The organism is Dyella sp. OK584 (assembly GCF_057787755.1).
In genome coordinates, this window is record NZ_CM173542.1 from 635148 (window position 1) to 649018 (window position 13871).

The window sequence follows — 13871 nt, forward strand, 5'->3', positions numbered from 1 at the left end:
GCGCCTACTCGGGTAGCCGCGGTACGCCGTGTTCGCTGCGCTCTTCCATCGCGATGGGGCGTGTATCCAGTTTTGTGGCGCGCGCACCCTGTGGTAGCGCCTCAGTCGGTTCACCACGCGCAAGCGCTAGCGCGTTGCGATAGCAGCGTTGCGCCAGTGCGGCCTCGTTCTGGCCCGCATGCACATCGCCCAGCGCTTCCCACGCCCCACTGGATGGCGTGAGCGCCAATGAGCGCTCCAGGTATTGCGTGGCCTTGCCCCACAGTTGCAGGCGCACGCACATGCGACCCAAGGTGAGCAGCAAGGCAGCATCATTCGGGTGCGCATCCAGCCAGGATTCGGCGCGACGCAGGCGTGCCTCGATATCCTCTGCACCCAGCGCGCCATAGGTTTCGATCAGCAACGGCGACCATTCGCGACGCAGCGCCGACTCCACTTCATCCATCGCGGGCAGCACCATGCCAAAGGCCGCAGCCTGTCGCGCATACGCATCGATGGCTGCCGGCACGCGACGTTGCGCTTTGGGCAACTGCGACCACAGCGCGTTGAGTTCGGCTGCATCCGCCGCGTTGCGCATCGAGGAGGCCAGTACCTGAGCTTCCAGCGTGGCGTAGCCACGTGCGCCGAGGGCACCGCTTTTCTGCAGCGGATCGAGCGCCAGGCGCGCACGGCGCGTATCGCCGGCAGCCAGCGCCGCCAGGGCCAACTCGCGCCAACCGCCCGGCGTCAGCGTGCCTTCGTTGGCGTCGGTTGCGAGCAGGTTCACCGCTTCGGTGGGTTTGCCCTCGCGACGCAACACGCGTGCACGAAGTACACGTGCGGCACGCGGAGCGACCTGGCCTGCCTCATCGAGCGTCGTGAGCGCGCGTGCGCTCTCGCCGCGTCGCGAGGCGGCCTCAGCTGCCGCCAACAAGGCCGGACCTCGAAGGGTATCCAGGCGTGACGCCCGATGAAGATCACGCTCGGCGTCGCCGTGGCGGCCTTCCATCAATGCGATCAGGCCAGCGCCCATCTTCTGCCGACTAAGGCGACGATGCCGGCGCGTGAGCGCGCCAAACGGCCAGCGCACCGCGAACCACACGGCACTGAGCACAGCCCACGCCAGCAGCAGGATGACGACCGCGGCCAACACCGTCGACTCCGCCTGCCAGCCGCGCAGCCGCACCAGCACGTAGCCCGGATCTTCGGCCACCCAGTGCCAGCCGAATGCAGCGAGCGCCGCCAGGATCACCAGCAGCAGGATCCAGCGCCACAGCTTCATGGCTTGGCCCCATTGGCAGGCTTGAGCGCATGCACCGCGCGCAGGTTGCGCAGTTCGTTCAATGCCGCGCCCAGCTGCACCGGCGTGGCCGGCTGTTGGGCGATCAGCGTTGACAGTTGCGCGCGCGCCTGCTGCACGGGCAGCGCAGTCATATCGAATTGTGCGGCTATGCCCGCATCCGCACGCTTGAGCGCGGCGACATAGGAATCGCGATCTGCAGCCAGCAGCGCAGCCTGCGCCTGCGCCACGTCGATCGTCGCCAGCTCGCGCGCAAAGCGTGCATCGGCCACGGAGAGCGGTGCGCCGTTGGTGCGCTGCACCTTCACCACATCGTTGAGTGCACCCATGATGCGCGACCAACTGCCCGACGAAGCACCGGAACCGGCCACATCCAGCGGCTTGAGTGGAAGCTCAAGCATGCCTGCACGCAGGCTGGTGAGGGCAAGCAGCGTGGCGTCCAGCCCGGCCGGCTGGCTCTTGGTCAGCGCTTCGCGTTCCGCGCTCATGCTTTGGCGCAAACTGGAGAACGCGCCGTCGTTCACCGCCGCCAGCGTCTTGTCGGCCAGCGCATACGCGGCGAGCGCACCCTGCGCATCGTGGAACAGGTCGTAGCGCTCCTTGGCCATGCGCAGCAGCGATTCGGTCTCGTCGAGCAGCATGGAATCGTGGCCGGAGAGCGTCTTTTCCGACAGCTTGGCCACGGCATCTTCGAGATTGCGTGTGCGTTCGGCCTGGCCCAGCAGCTCTTCACGCAGCGATCGATTGACCTGGTCCGCATCGCCCAGGCGCTGACGCAACAGGTTGCGTTCGCTGTTGCTGGCGGTGGACGCGCTTTCAAGGCTGTCGACACGTTGCTTCAACGTGTTGAGCACCTGGTTGCCAGCTGCGTTGCCCTGTTCCTGCTGCCATTGGCGCCAGCCGACATAGCCGGCGCCGCCAATTGCCACGAGGGACAGCAGCAGGGCCACCGCAAGCGTGCCGCTGCCGCGACGGGCGGGTGCGGTAACACGTATGGGAGAGGAGTCAGCGCGAGAACTCGCCGTCGCGCCAGCGGGGGGAATGGAGTCGTCTTGGCTCATGCGCGTCATGCTAACAGCCTGTGACGCGCGTCTCGCATCAAGTGTTCGTGAAGGAACGGCCATCGTGGCGGTTTTCGGGCGCGTTCCAGCCCATCAGCGAAGGCGACACGACAACGCACGATTTACCGCGCCGCAGCCACCAGCAGATCCGCCCCCACCGCCGACGCCGCCATCACCACCCGCCCGAAACCCGCCTCACGGGCCACTTCGGCCAATCGCTCGCTGCTCACGATAGCGACCGCGGCACACAGCGCGTTGAAAGCCGCTGCGGGCAAGCCCTCGCGCAGATGTCCCAATGCTTCGGCACTCGACAGTAGTACCCGTGCTTCCGCAGGTAACGCTGCCACCGTATCAAGCTGACGTTTCTGCCAACGCGGTGCCACACGCCGGTAAACATGCACTTCGCGCAATTGCGCGCCACGCGCTGCAAGCTCGGCGCGCAACACGCCGCGTCCGCCTGGCGCCCCGATCAGGGCGACGCGCTGGCCTCGCAAATCCGCCAGCAGGGGGTGATCGAGCAAACCTTCGCTGTCCTGTCGCTGTGCGGGCGCCCATGGCGACGTCACGCCCTGGCGGCGCAATGCGCGAGCCGTGGCCTGCCCGACCGCCAGCACCGTGGCGCGCGTCATCAATGGAGTCAGGTGCGCAGCAAAGCGCACGGCTGCGGGGCTGGTGAATACCAGCAGATCGTCATCGAGGGCAGTGCGCAGCGCAGCGGCGGATTCGTCCACCCCACGCAGCGACAGCCCCGGCAGCAGCAGCGGTACGCCGCCACGCTGGCGTACCTGGCGGGCCAGGGGCGAACCAGTGCCGGCCGGCCGCGTGATGACCACGGTACGTCCGTGCAGCTGCGGCTGCGTCGATGTCGAGTCCTGTCCCACGCGATGGCCGCCCTCCTGGAAGTCACCGGCAGTGTAGCGGCCGAGTCCCGCGCAGGTGCGTACACTACGCGTTCCCCCTGGCCCCAAGACCCCGATGAGCACGACCGAACGACATACCCTGGCGCGCAAGCTGGTTACTTTCATGCGCGATGAAATACCGCTGGCGCAGACCATGGACCTCCATCTGCGCGATTGCGACGAACAACACCTGACGATCGACGCGCCGCTCGCGCCCAACGTCAACGACAAGGGCTGCGCGTTCGGCGGCAGTCTGGTGAGCGTGATGACGCTGACCGGCTGGGGTCTGGTGGAGCTGGAACTGCGCGTGCGGGGAATCGATTGCGACGTGTTCGTGGGCGAGTCCAGCGTGCGCTACCTCGAACCGGTATGGACCGATTTCCAGAGCGAGGCGCGCCTGGCCCATGGCGCTGACTGGACCACCTTCTTCGACACGCTGGCCGCGCGCGGCCGTGCCCGTGTCGAGGTGGTCTGCCGTGTGCCCGGCACCGGCGAGAAGCCGGCGGCCACCCTGGAAGCCCGCTTCGTGGCCAAGCGGCGTTCGCCCGACGCCGTATGAAAACGCGTCGCCGCTTGTGCACAATGGGGGCCTTAGCCCAAGGGGGAGCCTCATGCGCCGCGTCCTGATCCTGCTCGTCTCGCTTTCCATGCTGGTGCTCGGCGGCTGTGCCACCGACCAGCGCAATGACGCACTCACCACTACGCTCAACGCCTATGCCAGCACGGTTCGGTGGGGTGACTTCCATACCGCGCTCCAGTTCGTCGACCCGAAGGATCTCGAGGCGCATGCGCCTTCCCCGCTGGAGATGTCCCGCTACGAGCAGTACAAGGTCAGCGGCTACGACGAGGGCAAGGGCCCCATGCCCCATGGCGAGCTCGAGGTGACCCAGGTGGTGCAGATCAACCTGGTGAACGTGAACACGCAGGCCGAGCGCACCGTGACCGACCACCAGACCTGGCACTACGACGAGAAGGGCAAGCATTGGTGGCTGGTCAGCGGCCTGCCGGATATCAGCCGGCAATAAGCTCCGGCGACACCCAGGCGGCGGAGTGGCCCCTACTGGCCGTATACTCGCCAGTTCTGTTCAATCCGCGCGGTCAATCCGCGCCTGCGGAAGCTTTCGAATGAACGATGTCCTGCACAAGTTGCCCGAGTTCATCGGCAACCATCTCGCGCTCGCGGCGCTGTTCCTAGTCTTGCTTGTCGCGATCATCGTGATGGAAATCCTCACGCTGTTCCGCAAGTACAAGGAACTGACCCCGGCCGGCCTCACCCTGCTGATCAACCGCGAGGGGCCGCTGATGGTGGATCTGTCCGCTTATGCGGACTATGAGAAGTCGCACGTGCCGGGCTCCCGCCACGTGGCGATGAGCCAGTTTGATCCCGAGCACAAGGACCTGGCCAAGGCCAAGGACGTGCCGGTGGTGCTGATCGACAAGGATGGCCGCGGCGCCAGCGCCAAGGCGGCACAACGCCTGGTCAAGGCCGGCTTCGCCAAGGTCTACACCCTCGGCGGCGGCGTACTGGCCTGGCAGCAGGCACAGTTGCCGATGGCCAAGGGCAAGAATCCCTAAAGATTCAGGCGAATGCGGGGGCGCTCAGCCCTCGCGTGCCGGCAGGCTCTTCAGCCCGCCGATGAATTCGCGCATGCCCTCGCGCAACGGCGCAAACAGGGCATCGTTGCGATGCTGCAGCATGATCTCGCTGAACAGCTTAAGACCCACCGCCAGTTGCGCCACTTCGTCATCGCCGTAATCCAGACGCGAACGCAGGCGATCGGCGATGCCCAGAATTTCATCATGGTTGATCGCTTCGAACTGCAGCGGTGGATGCAGCACATCGCCCTCTTTGGCCGGCGCGATGTGCTCGACAGTGACTCGGTAGCGATGATGACGGGCCATGGCGATATTCCTGAAATGGACCATCACCACATAAGGCGAGCCTCGGCGGCTTACAACCCGACGATACCCGCGCGACCGCCAAGGATCTGCGCCAGTACATCCGGCGCATAGTCGAACGAGTCGTAATGGAGCCGGTCTTCCGGAAGGTTCGCATCGATGAACAGCTTGCGTCCCGCATCGACCATCGCTGGCGGACCGCTCATGTAGACGTCATGGCCGGCGAGATCCGGCTGGTCTTCAAGCACTGCCTCGTGCACCAGGCCCAGGCGCAAACCGCTGGCCATCGCTTGCTCGGGGTCGGATACCACCGCCTGGAACACGAGATCGTGCGCCTGTTGCGCCCAGCTTTCGGCCAGCTCGCGCAAGTACAGATCGGCCGTGCTGCGCGCGCCCCAGTACACGCGCATCGGACGACGCGTCCCCAGCGCGATGAAGTGTTCGACGATCGCCTTCACCGGCGCGAAACCCGTGCCGCCGGCCATGAAGATCATCGGCCGCTCGGAATCCTCGCGCGGCACGAAGGTGCCCAGCGGACCCTCGATGCGCAGCACATCGCCCACCTTGAGCGTATCGGCCACCCATGAGGTGAAGCCGCCACCAGCCACATGACGTACGTGCAGTTCGATGGTGCCGTCAGCCTGTGGATGATTGGCGATGGAAAACGGACGTCGCCGCCCTTCGTCCAGCAGCACATCCAGATATTGCCCTGGCAGCCAGTTGAGGCGCGCCTGTCCTGCCGCCGGCTGCAGGTGCACGCCGATCACGTCGGGTGCCAGTGTCCATTTGCGCGATACCACCACGTCGACCTGTCGGCGCGCGATGTCTTCCACCGAAGTCACTTCGCGCGCCTCGATCAGCAGGTTGCCGCGCGGCACCGCCTGGCACAGCAGGATCGCGTGCTGCGAAGGTGCCGTGCCACTCAGCGCCAGCGGCGGATTGCGTGGATAGTCGCAGTGCCCTTCGATCAGCGTGGCCTTGCAACTGCCGCAGACGCCAGCGCGGCAGGAGTATGGCAACGCGATGCCGGCCCGCTGTGCGGCCTCCAGCACGGTTTCGCCGGGCGCCACCGGAAAATGCCTGCCTGTGGATTGGATGGTGACTGTATACACAGGGCGCATTGTCGCGGCGACGGCAGTCGAACGACAATGTGTCTCTTCCCCCGGAGAATCAACCCATGGCCATCTGGAAGCAGGACACCTCACTCGAGCGCCTCAACGGATGGAGCGTCAACACCATGATGGAGACGCTGGGCATCCGCATCACGGAGATCGGCGACGACTGGCTGCGCGGCACCATGCCGGTGGACCATCGCACCCACCAGCCCTACGGCCTGCTGCACGGCGGCGCATCGGTGGTGCTGGCCGAGACGCTGGGCAGCTCGGCCGCCATGCTTACGCTGGACCCTTCGCAGGAACTGGCTGTGGGCCTGGATATCAACGCCAACCACCTGCGCGGTGTACGTAGTGGCATCGTCATCGGCACGGCGCGCGCGGTGCATATCGGCCGGACCACGCAGGTGTGGGAAATCCGCATCGAGACCGAAACGAGTGAACTCGTGTGCATCTCGCGCATCACCATGGCGGTGATTCCTGCACGTGTGGTGGCGCCGCGTTGAACTCGGAGCCTTACGCTTCACTCAACCCTGACTGCGTGCTCGATGCGGTGACGGCCTGCGGCCTGTGGCCTGACGGGCGGCTGCTCGCGCTCAACAGCTACGAAAACCGCGTGTGGCAGGTAGGCATCGAGGATGCCGCGCCCATGATCGCCAAGTTCTATCGCCCGTATCGCTGGAGTGACGCAGCGATCCTGGAAGAACACGCGTTTGCGCGCGAGTTGGCCGATGATGAAATTCCGATGGTGGCGCCGCTGACATTCGGCGGACGCACGTTGCTTCATCACGAGGGATTTCGCTACGCGCTCACGCCGCGCCGAGGTGGGCGTGCGCCATCGCTGGAATCGACCGAGCAGCTTGAGTGGCTTGGACGTCTGATCGCACGCATCCACAACGTGGGTGCGCGCCAACCGTTCCAGCATCGCGGTCGCCTCGATCGCGCCACGCTGATCGAGCAACCGATGCGCGCAGTGCTGGACTCCTCGCTGTTGCCGTCGTCACTGCATGATGCTTACCGCGTTGCCGCCGAACGTGTGAACGACGCCGTCGCGATGCGCATGGAAGCAGTTGGCGTCGTACGCCAGCTACGCCTGCATGGCGACTGTCATCCGGGCAATGTGCTGTGGACAGATCACGGCCCGCACTTCGTCGATCTCGACGATGCACGCACGGGTCCGGCCGTGCAGGATCTGTGGATGCTGGCCAACGACGAGACGGCCATGAACGCGCTGCTCGATGGTTACCAGCAGATGCGCGACTTCGACTTCTCCGAACTGGCCCTGGTACCCGCCCTGCGCGCGATGCGCCAGCTGCACTACGCCGGCTGGATCGCTGCGCGGTGGGGCGATCCCGCATTCCCCGCGGCTTTTCCTTTCGTGGCCGATGCCCGCTGGTGGGAACAGCACATCACCGACCTGCACGAGCTGGCCGACGATCTGTAGAAGCACACGGGCATCGCTGTATCGGGCCCAACGAAGTGCCAACCACTCATGGCTAAACCGCCCCAGTGATCCGCTAAGCTCGCGACTTTCGACCCGGGGCTTGGCACGTGCGCAATTTCCTTTTTCGACTGATCGGCATCCTCGAAGTGGCGGGCGGCTTCTTCGGCATGGTCAACATGCTGCACCGGCTACTTCCGTTCGGCTCGCACGACTCGCTGGTGGCCGTGATCGGCCTGGTGATTTACATCTTCGTGCTGGTGGCGGGCGTGCTGCTGCTTGAAGGCAGCGAACGCGGCGTCTCGCTTTCGGGCTGGGCCCAGCTGATGCAGCTGCCGCTGATCGCCACGCCCATTTTCAGCTATGCGCTGCATTGCGGTGGCTTCGTGAACGTCTATGCGACCTTGAACCTGCCAGTGCGGCTGGGCCTGGACTGGCACTTTGGCAGTGAAGGCTTCCTGCTGGCGGTGGCCGGGCCGGGGCTTTCGCGGGTGGGCATCAATCTTCTGGCGTTGCTGTCCTGGCTGGCATTGCGCTTGCGCTAACGCACCAGACCCCCTGTAGGAGCGCACCCTGCGCGCGACCGCGGAGTCGCGTCGGCACCGCTCCGCTGGGTCCCCTTGGGCGATGGGTTTGTCACTCGGGCCATTCTTGGACCTCGCCCTGCGGGCAGCTGCGCTGCGCAAACAGGCATTCCTGCCGGTTTGTCGCGGACAGGGTGCGCCCCTGCAAAAAAACCGGCCCATGCCGCGCAGCAGCTATCATTGGGCGGATGAATACCCTCGAATCCTCCCTCCCCGTCATCCGCCTCAAGTCCGACCGCGCCCCTGGCCACCCCTGGGTGTGGTCCGCGCAGGTGCAGAAGCCGGAAAACCGCCTGCCACCCGGCAGCGTGGTGGATGTGGAGGACGCCAAGGGCCGCTTCGTCGGTCGCGGGTTCTGGAACGGCCATGCGCGCATCGCGCTGCGCCTGCTCACCGCGGACCCGACCGAAGCCATCGACGCAGACTGGATCGCCGCCCGCATCGACCGCGCCATTGCGCTGCGCCAGGAGCTGCTGCAGCTCGATCGCGTGAGCGACGCCTGGCGTGTGGTGAACAGCGAGGGTGACGGACTCTCCGGTCTGGTGGTGGACCGCTACGCGGACATCCTGGTGATCGAATACTTCGCCGCCGGCATGTGGCGTTTCCGTGAAGCCATCCATGCGGCATTGCTGCGCCATTTTCCCGGCTCACGGCTGTACTGGTTCGCCGAGACCCATGTGCAGAAGCAGGAATCGTTCGATTGCCGCGCCGCCGACGCACCAGCGCCGGTGGAAGTGCACGAGCATGGCCTGCGCTTCCACGCCGCGCCGGGCTACGGCCACAAGACCGGCTTTTTCGCCGACCAGCGCGAGAACCGCCACCACTTCGCGAGGCTGGCCAAGGGCCGCCGCGTGCTGGACCTGTGCTGCAACGCCGGTGGTTTCGCCGTGCACGCGCTGGCCGCCGGCGCGCGCGAGGCCGTGGGCGTGGACATGGACCCGGGCATCCTGGAGATCGCCCGCGCCAACGCTGCCGCCAACGACGTGCCGGCAGTGTTCGAGCAGGGCGACATCTTCGACTGGCTGCGTAACGCTGTTGCGCGCGGCGAGCAGTACGATGCGGTGATCCTGGACCCGGCCAAGCTCACTCGCGACCGCAACAAGGTGATGGACGCGCTGAAGAAGTACTTCGCCATGAACCGCCTCGCGCTCGACGTGATTCCGCCGGGTGGCCTGTTGTTGACCTGCTCATGCACCGGTCTGGTCAGCGAAGAAGATTTTCTGGAAATGCTGCGTCGCGTGGCGCTCAATGCCGGGCGCGAAATTCAGGTGCTGCACACGGCCGGCGCCGGCGCCGACCATCCGTTCCGCAGCGATGTGCCGGAAGGTCGTTATCTGAAGGCGGTGTTCTGCCGCGTGATGTAACCGCTTCTTTTGCCTTGTGGAGGGCGTGACATGATCGATGTCGTCGATTCCATCCGCAGCTACAACACCAAGCGCGATCCCGAGCGCCTGCAACGCAAGTTCACGGCCATGCGCCACGACCCGTTCACGTTCCTGCGCGGCACGTGCCACTTGTTCTACGCGCAATTGCCGGCCACCAAGGCACTGGCCAAGGCACCGTCGGTCTGGGTGTGCGGCGACCTGCACCTGGAGAACATGGGGAGCTACAAGGGCGACAACCGCCTCGTCTATTTCGATCTCAACGACTTCGACGAAGGGGCGCTCGCGCCGTGCACCTGGGAACTGGTGCGCCTGCTCACCAGCGTGCACATGGCCGCGGCCAGCCTGCAGCTGAGCGCCGCACAGGCGGACCACCTCTGTCAGCACTTCCTGGACATCTATGCAACCGCGCTGCGAGCCGGCAAGGCGCGCTGGATCGAGCGCGACATGGCCACCGGTATGGTTGGCGACCTGCTGGGGGGTCTGCGCGGCCGCTTGCGCCCGCATTTTCTGGACAGCCGCACCGAGCGGAAGGGCAAGCATCGCACCTTGCGTATAGATGGACGGCGCGCGCTGCCGGTCACCGACAGGCAGCGCGACAGGGTCACCACGCTGGTCAAGGAGATTGGTGCGAAGGAAGAGTTCAAACAGGACTTCTACCAAGTTATCGACGTGGCGCGGCGCATTGCCGGCACCGGCAGCCTCGGTGTCGACCGTTACGCCGTACTGGTCGAGGGCAAGGGTTCGCCCGATGGCAATTACCTGCTCGACCTCAAGCAGGCACTGCCCTCTTCGCTGGTAGCCCACGCAGGCATCCGTCAGCCCGATTGGCAAAACGAGGCCGAGCGCGTGGTGACGGTGCAACAGCACATGCAGGCGATCTGCCCGGCCTTCTTCCGTGCCGTGACCATGGGGCGCAAGTCCTATGTACTGCGCGGCCTGCAGCCCACCGAGGATCGTCTCGCACTGACCGACTGGGACGGCAAGCTGGAGCGCCTGGAAGGCGTGCTGGAAACCATGGGCAAACTGGTGGCCTGGGCCCAGCTGCGCAGCAGTGGCCGACAAGGTTCCGCCACCACGGACCAGTTGATCGAATTCGGCGAAAAACGCCGTTGGCCGGCACAACTGCAGGAGCTGGCCAAGGACTGTACCAAGCAGGTGCGACGCGACTGGAAGACCTACTGCAAGGGCTACGACCAGGGCGCGTTCCGGGAGTGATGCACGCTCGCGGCATTACGTGGGAATCCCGGCTTCTGAGACGAGGGCGCGTACACTTGCCGGCCAGTGCCGCCGGGAACCGCCATGTCCGTGACTGAAATCCTGTTGATCGTGCTCGTCGTCGCCGTACTGGTGGTGATCGCACTGCAAGTGATGAACCTGCTACGTCAGCGCGACGACGGCGGCCTCACGGCGCGACTGGACTCACTGAAGGACGACAACCGTCATCTGCGCGAGGAGCTGGCGCAAGAGCAGCGCGCCGGTCGCGGCGAGATGGTGCAGACGCTTGGACAGTTCCGCTCGCTGGTGCAGGAACAGCTCGGCGGCATGAGTGCGCAGCAACAAGAACGTATCGGCCAGTTCGGACAACGCCTGGATGTGCTCACCGAGCGCACCGATACCGGCCTGCAATCGCTCGCCCAGCGTCTTACAGAAGACGCACGCCGCAGCCGCGAGGAACTCACGCTCACGCTCAACCGCTTCGGCGAACAGCAGCAACAGGGCCTGGCCGCGCTTACTGCAGACAACGAGAAGCGCCTCAACGAAGTGCGAGCCACGCTGGAAACCAAGCTCGGCGCGATCCAGCAGGACAACGCGGCCAAGCTGGAACAGATGCGCGCCACGGTCGAGGAAAAGCTGCAAACCACACTGGAAACGCGCCTGGGCCAATCGTTCAAGCTGGTCTCAGAGCGCCTTGAAGCGGTGCAGCGCGGCCTGGGCGAAATGCAGAGCCTTGCCGCTGGCGTAGGCGACCTCAAGCGCGTGCTCTCCAATGTGAAGACGCGCGGCATCCTTGGCGAGGTGCAGCTGGGTGCGTTGCTGGAGCAGATGCTCACGCCGGACCAGTACGAATCCAACGTGGCAACCGTGCCCGGTTCCGGTGACCGCGTGGAGTTCGCCATCCGCCTGCCGGGTGCCGATCGTGACCATCCGGTGTGGCTGCCGGTGGATGCGAAGTTTCCGCGCGAGGATTACGAACGCCTGCTCGATGCGCAGGAGCGCGCCGATGCCGATGCCGCCAACCTTGCCGCGGTCGCGCTGGAGCGCCGCGTGCGCGAAGAAGCAAAAACCATCCGCAGCAAATACGTGGCACCGCCGCACACCACCGACTTCGCCATCCTGTTCCTGCCCACCGAGGGCCTGTACGCCGAAGTGCTGCGTCGCCCGGGCCTGTTCGAAGCGCTGCAGCACGATTTCCGCGTAACGGTGGCGGGCCCAACCACGCTCAGCGCGCTGCTCAACAGCCTGCAGATGGGTTTCCGCACGCTGGCGATCCAGCAGCGCTCCAGCGAGGTATGGCAGTTGCTGGGCGCGGTGAAGAGCGAGTTCGGCAAATTCGCCAGCATCCTGGAGAAGGCCGAGCGCCAGCTCAACACCGTGAGCAAGAGCATTGGCGATGCCGGCAAGAAAACGCGCACCATCGAGCGCCGACTGCGCGGCGTGGAGTCCCTGTCCACCGACGATGCCACTCGCCTGTTGGGCGATACGCTGCCGGCGAATGAGGATAGTGGCGAGGAAGACCTCGAAGTCTGATAGCGCAGGCTTGCGCCACAAACACCGCCTTACGCTGAGGCGCTAACCAGAGCCCCGCTGCCGGTGCCGCCGTTTGCTGTCATCGCCACGGCGAGTTCGGTAACCGCCGCTTCCAACTGCCCCGAAGTCGTGGCAACCGCCGACTGCAAGCCTTGAACCACCGCCATGCTCCCCGTGTCGTTGCTCTTGCTCTGGGCCATTGCGGCGTGCAGGACCTGCTGTTGCTGTGCGAGCTGCTTCTGCAACTGGGCGATAAGGCGAACGAGCGCCTGCACGGCGACATCTGCGCCGCTCGCACTTGTATCGGAGCTGCCGCCGCTGCCCTGATTTTTTCCGGCGCCCGCCACCGCCACCGACACGTGAGTGGTCCCGGTAGTGCTGTTGCTGTCGCTGGCCTGCGACGACGTAGCCGATCCGGCGGTAGGCACCGGTACGGCAGAACTGAGGGTTGCGCTTCCCACATTCACGCCAATGGCTCCTGGCTCTCTCTTCCAACTCGGCCGACCGGCAAAAAGCTTGAGCTCTGGCGGCCACGTAGCACCGGGCGCGAGTAACCCCATTCGGTGACGAGCGACGTTCCATCTCATGCATCGGTTGGCGATGCGTGTCGGAGCCGTCGCATGAAACTCTCTCTCACCGTACTCCTGGGCCTGGCCGGACTGGCAGCCAGCATGCAGGCTGGTGCTGTTGGCCGCCTGGTGGATCTGAGCGTCTATGACCGCACGACGCGGCAGGAACTGCCGGTCTATCGCTACGAAGGCCGTTACTACGTCGCCGGGCAACCGGGTCATCGTTACCAGATCGGGCTGCGCAGCCAGGAGGGTGGCCGCGTACTCAGCGTGCTGTCGGTCGATGGCGTGAATGTGCTCTCGGGCGATACGGCCGACTGGTCGCAAACCGGCTACGTACTTTCCGCGTATACCTCAAGCGATATACGCGGCTGGCGCAAGAGCCTCTCCGAGGTTGCGGACTTCGTGTTCGCCGACGCATCGCGCAGTTATGCGGCGCGCACGGGGCGGCCGGACAATGTCGGCGTCATCGGCATGGCCATATTCCGGCCGCGTCCACGGCCCCGGCCGGTGATGCCGATCGCTCCCGCACCCACCGCCGAAGGCGCGGTCGATCGCATGGTTCCTGCGCCCTCGTCGCTGGCCGCAGCGGCGCCGGCAGCCAAGGCAAGTGCGCAGGAGAGCGGCCCGCTGGGTACCGGGCATGGTCCGCGGGAAACCTCCGTGGTGAGTTACACCGACTTCGAACGCGCCTCATCCGCGCCGGACGAAGTGATCACGCTGTATTACGACACCCGCGAACGGCTGATCGCACAGGGAGTGATTCCCGAAGCCGAGCGCTTGCCAACGACCCGACCCGACCCGTTCCCCAGCCATTTTGTTCCCGATCCCCGCTGACTTGTGCGCAGTACGTTCAAGACCCGGCAGGACGGCGCATGGCAGCATGCGTCGTAT

The 13871-nt window shown here is 65.5% G+C and carries 16 protein-coding genes; 10 read left to right on the plus strand and 6 right to left on the minus strand.

All coding sequences use genetic code 11. From position 1 onward, the window contains the following. Nucleotides 1–4 precede the first annotated feature (4 nt). The 3 genes from AC3CBN_RS02785 to AC3CBN_RS02795 form a co-directional block, all read right to left on the minus strand. Nucleotides 5–1261 carry a heme biosynthesis HemY N-terminal domain-containing protein gene (locus AC3CBN_RS02785; RefSeq protein WP_488635300.1) on the minus strand — a complete coding sequence of 419 codons (1257 nt, stop codon included), beginning with the start codon at nucleotides 1259–1261 and terminating at the stop codon, nucleotides 5–7. After that, complete coding sequence (locus AC3CBN_RS02790; RefSeq protein WP_488635301.1) at nucleotides 1258–2340, minus strand: uroporphyrinogen-III C-methyltransferase; 1083 nt, start codon at nucleotides 2338–2340, stop codon at nucleotides 1258–1260. The genes AC3CBN_RS02785 and AC3CBN_RS02790 overlap by 4 nt, the downstream gene beginning before the upstream one ends. 122 nt (nucleotides 2341–2462) lie before the next feature. Next, nucleotides 2463–3221, minus strand: coding sequence for a uroporphyrinogen-III synthase (locus AC3CBN_RS02795; RefSeq protein ID WP_488635302.1), 759 nt, complete (start codon nucleotides 3219–3221; stop codon nucleotides 2463–2465). Nucleotides 3222–3315: 94 nt separating this feature from the next. Between AC3CBN_RS02795 and AC3CBN_RS02800 the strand changes: the two genes are divergently transcribed. From AC3CBN_RS02800 to AC3CBN_RS02810, 3 genes are all read left to right on the plus strand, one after another. Next, the gene (locus AC3CBN_RS02800; RefSeq protein ID WP_488635303.1) at nucleotides 3316–3798 is read left to right on the plus strand and encodes a YiiD C-terminal domain-containing protein; all 483 of its coding nucleotides are present in this window, start codon (nucleotides 3316–3318) and stop codon (nucleotides 3796–3798) included. Between the two features lie 52 nt (nucleotides 3799–3850). Further along, complete coding sequence (locus AC3CBN_RS02805; protein WP_488635304.1) at nucleotides 3851–4264, plus strand: hypothetical protein; 414 nt, start codon at nucleotides 3851–3853, stop codon at nucleotides 4262–4264. 100 nt (nucleotides 4265–4364) lie between these two features. Further along, nucleotides 4365–4814, plus strand: coding sequence for a rhodanese-like domain-containing protein (locus tag AC3CBN_RS02810; protein ID WP_488635305.1), 450 nt, complete (start codon nucleotides 4365–4367; stop codon nucleotides 4812–4814). A gap of 24 nt (nucleotides 4815–4838) precedes the next feature. On the opposite strand, the gene AC3CBN_RS02815 is transcribed toward AC3CBN_RS02810, so the two are convergent. Both AC3CBN_RS02815 and AC3CBN_RS02820 read right to left on the minus strand, forming a co-directional pair. Further along, nucleotides 4839–5141, minus strand: coding sequence for a DUF3861 domain-containing protein (locus AC3CBN_RS02815; RefSeq protein WP_488635306.1), 303 nt, complete (start codon nucleotides 5139–5141; stop codon nucleotides 4839–4841). A gap of 50 nt (nucleotides 5142–5191) precedes the next feature. Then, entirely contained in the window at nucleotides 5192–6208 is a 1017-nt protein-coding gene (locus tag AC3CBN_RS02820) for a 2Fe-2S iron-sulfur cluster-binding protein (protein WP_488635307.1), read from the minus strand. Nucleotides 6209–6315: 107 nt separating this feature from the next. Between AC3CBN_RS02820 and AC3CBN_RS02825 the strand changes: the two genes are divergently transcribed. From AC3CBN_RS02825 to AC3CBN_RS02850, 6 genes are all read left to right on the plus strand, one after another. Beyond that, on the plus strand, nucleotides 6316–6756 hold the full coding sequence (locus AC3CBN_RS02825) for a hotdog fold thioesterase (RefSeq protein WP_488635308.1): 441 nt from the start codon (nucleotides 6316–6318) through the stop codon (nucleotides 6754–6756). Then, entirely contained in the window at nucleotides 6753–7694 is a 942-nt protein-coding gene (locus AC3CBN_RS02830) for a serine/threonine protein kinase (protein ID WP_488635309.1), read from the plus strand. Before AC3CBN_RS02825 ends, AC3CBN_RS02830 begins: the two co-directional genes overlap by 4 nt. A gap of 107 nt (nucleotides 7695–7801) precedes the next feature. After that, nucleotides 7802–8236 (plus strand): hypothetical protein, encoded by a 435-nt coding sequence (locus AC3CBN_RS02835; RefSeq protein ID WP_488635310.1) that lies wholly within the window; start codon nucleotides 7802–7804, stop codon nucleotides 8234–8236. A 227-nt stretch (nucleotides 8237–8463) separates the two neighbouring features. Next, nucleotides 8464–9639, plus strand: a complete 1176-nt coding sequence (locus AC3CBN_RS02840) for a class I SAM-dependent rRNA methyltransferase (protein ID WP_488635311.1) — start codon at nucleotides 8464–8466, stop codon at nucleotides 9637–9639. 30 nt (nucleotides 9640–9669) lie between these two features. Next, nucleotides 9670–10875 (plus strand): DUF2252 domain-containing protein, encoded by a 1206-nt coding sequence (locus tag AC3CBN_RS02845; protein ID WP_488635312.1) that lies wholly within the window; start codon nucleotides 9670–9672, stop codon nucleotides 10873–10875. An 84-nt stretch (nucleotides 10876–10959) separates the two neighbouring features. Then, a complete protein-coding gene (locus AC3CBN_RS02850; RefSeq protein ID WP_488635313.1) occupies nucleotides 10960–12408 on the plus strand; it encodes a DNA recombination protein RmuC in 1449 nt (482 codons plus the stop codon). Between the two features lie 29 nt (nucleotides 12409–12437). Here the strand turns inward: AC3CBN_RS02850 and AC3CBN_RS02855 are convergent, their stop codons facing one another. After that, nucleotides 12438–12875 carry a hypothetical protein gene (locus AC3CBN_RS02855; protein WP_488635314.1) on the minus strand — a complete coding sequence of 146 codons (438 nt, stop codon included), beginning with the start codon at nucleotides 12873–12875 and terminating at the stop codon, nucleotides 12438–12440. A 153-nt stretch (nucleotides 12876–13028) separates the two neighbouring features. Between AC3CBN_RS02855 and AC3CBN_RS02860 the strand changes: the two genes are divergently transcribed. Next, nucleotides 13029–13814: a hypothetical protein gene (locus AC3CBN_RS02860; protein ID WP_488635315.1), complete on the plus strand. Its 786-nt coding sequence runs from the start codon at nucleotides 13029–13031 to the stop codon at nucleotides 13812–13814. The last annotated feature ends 57 nt before the right edge of the window (nucleotides 13815–13871 follow it).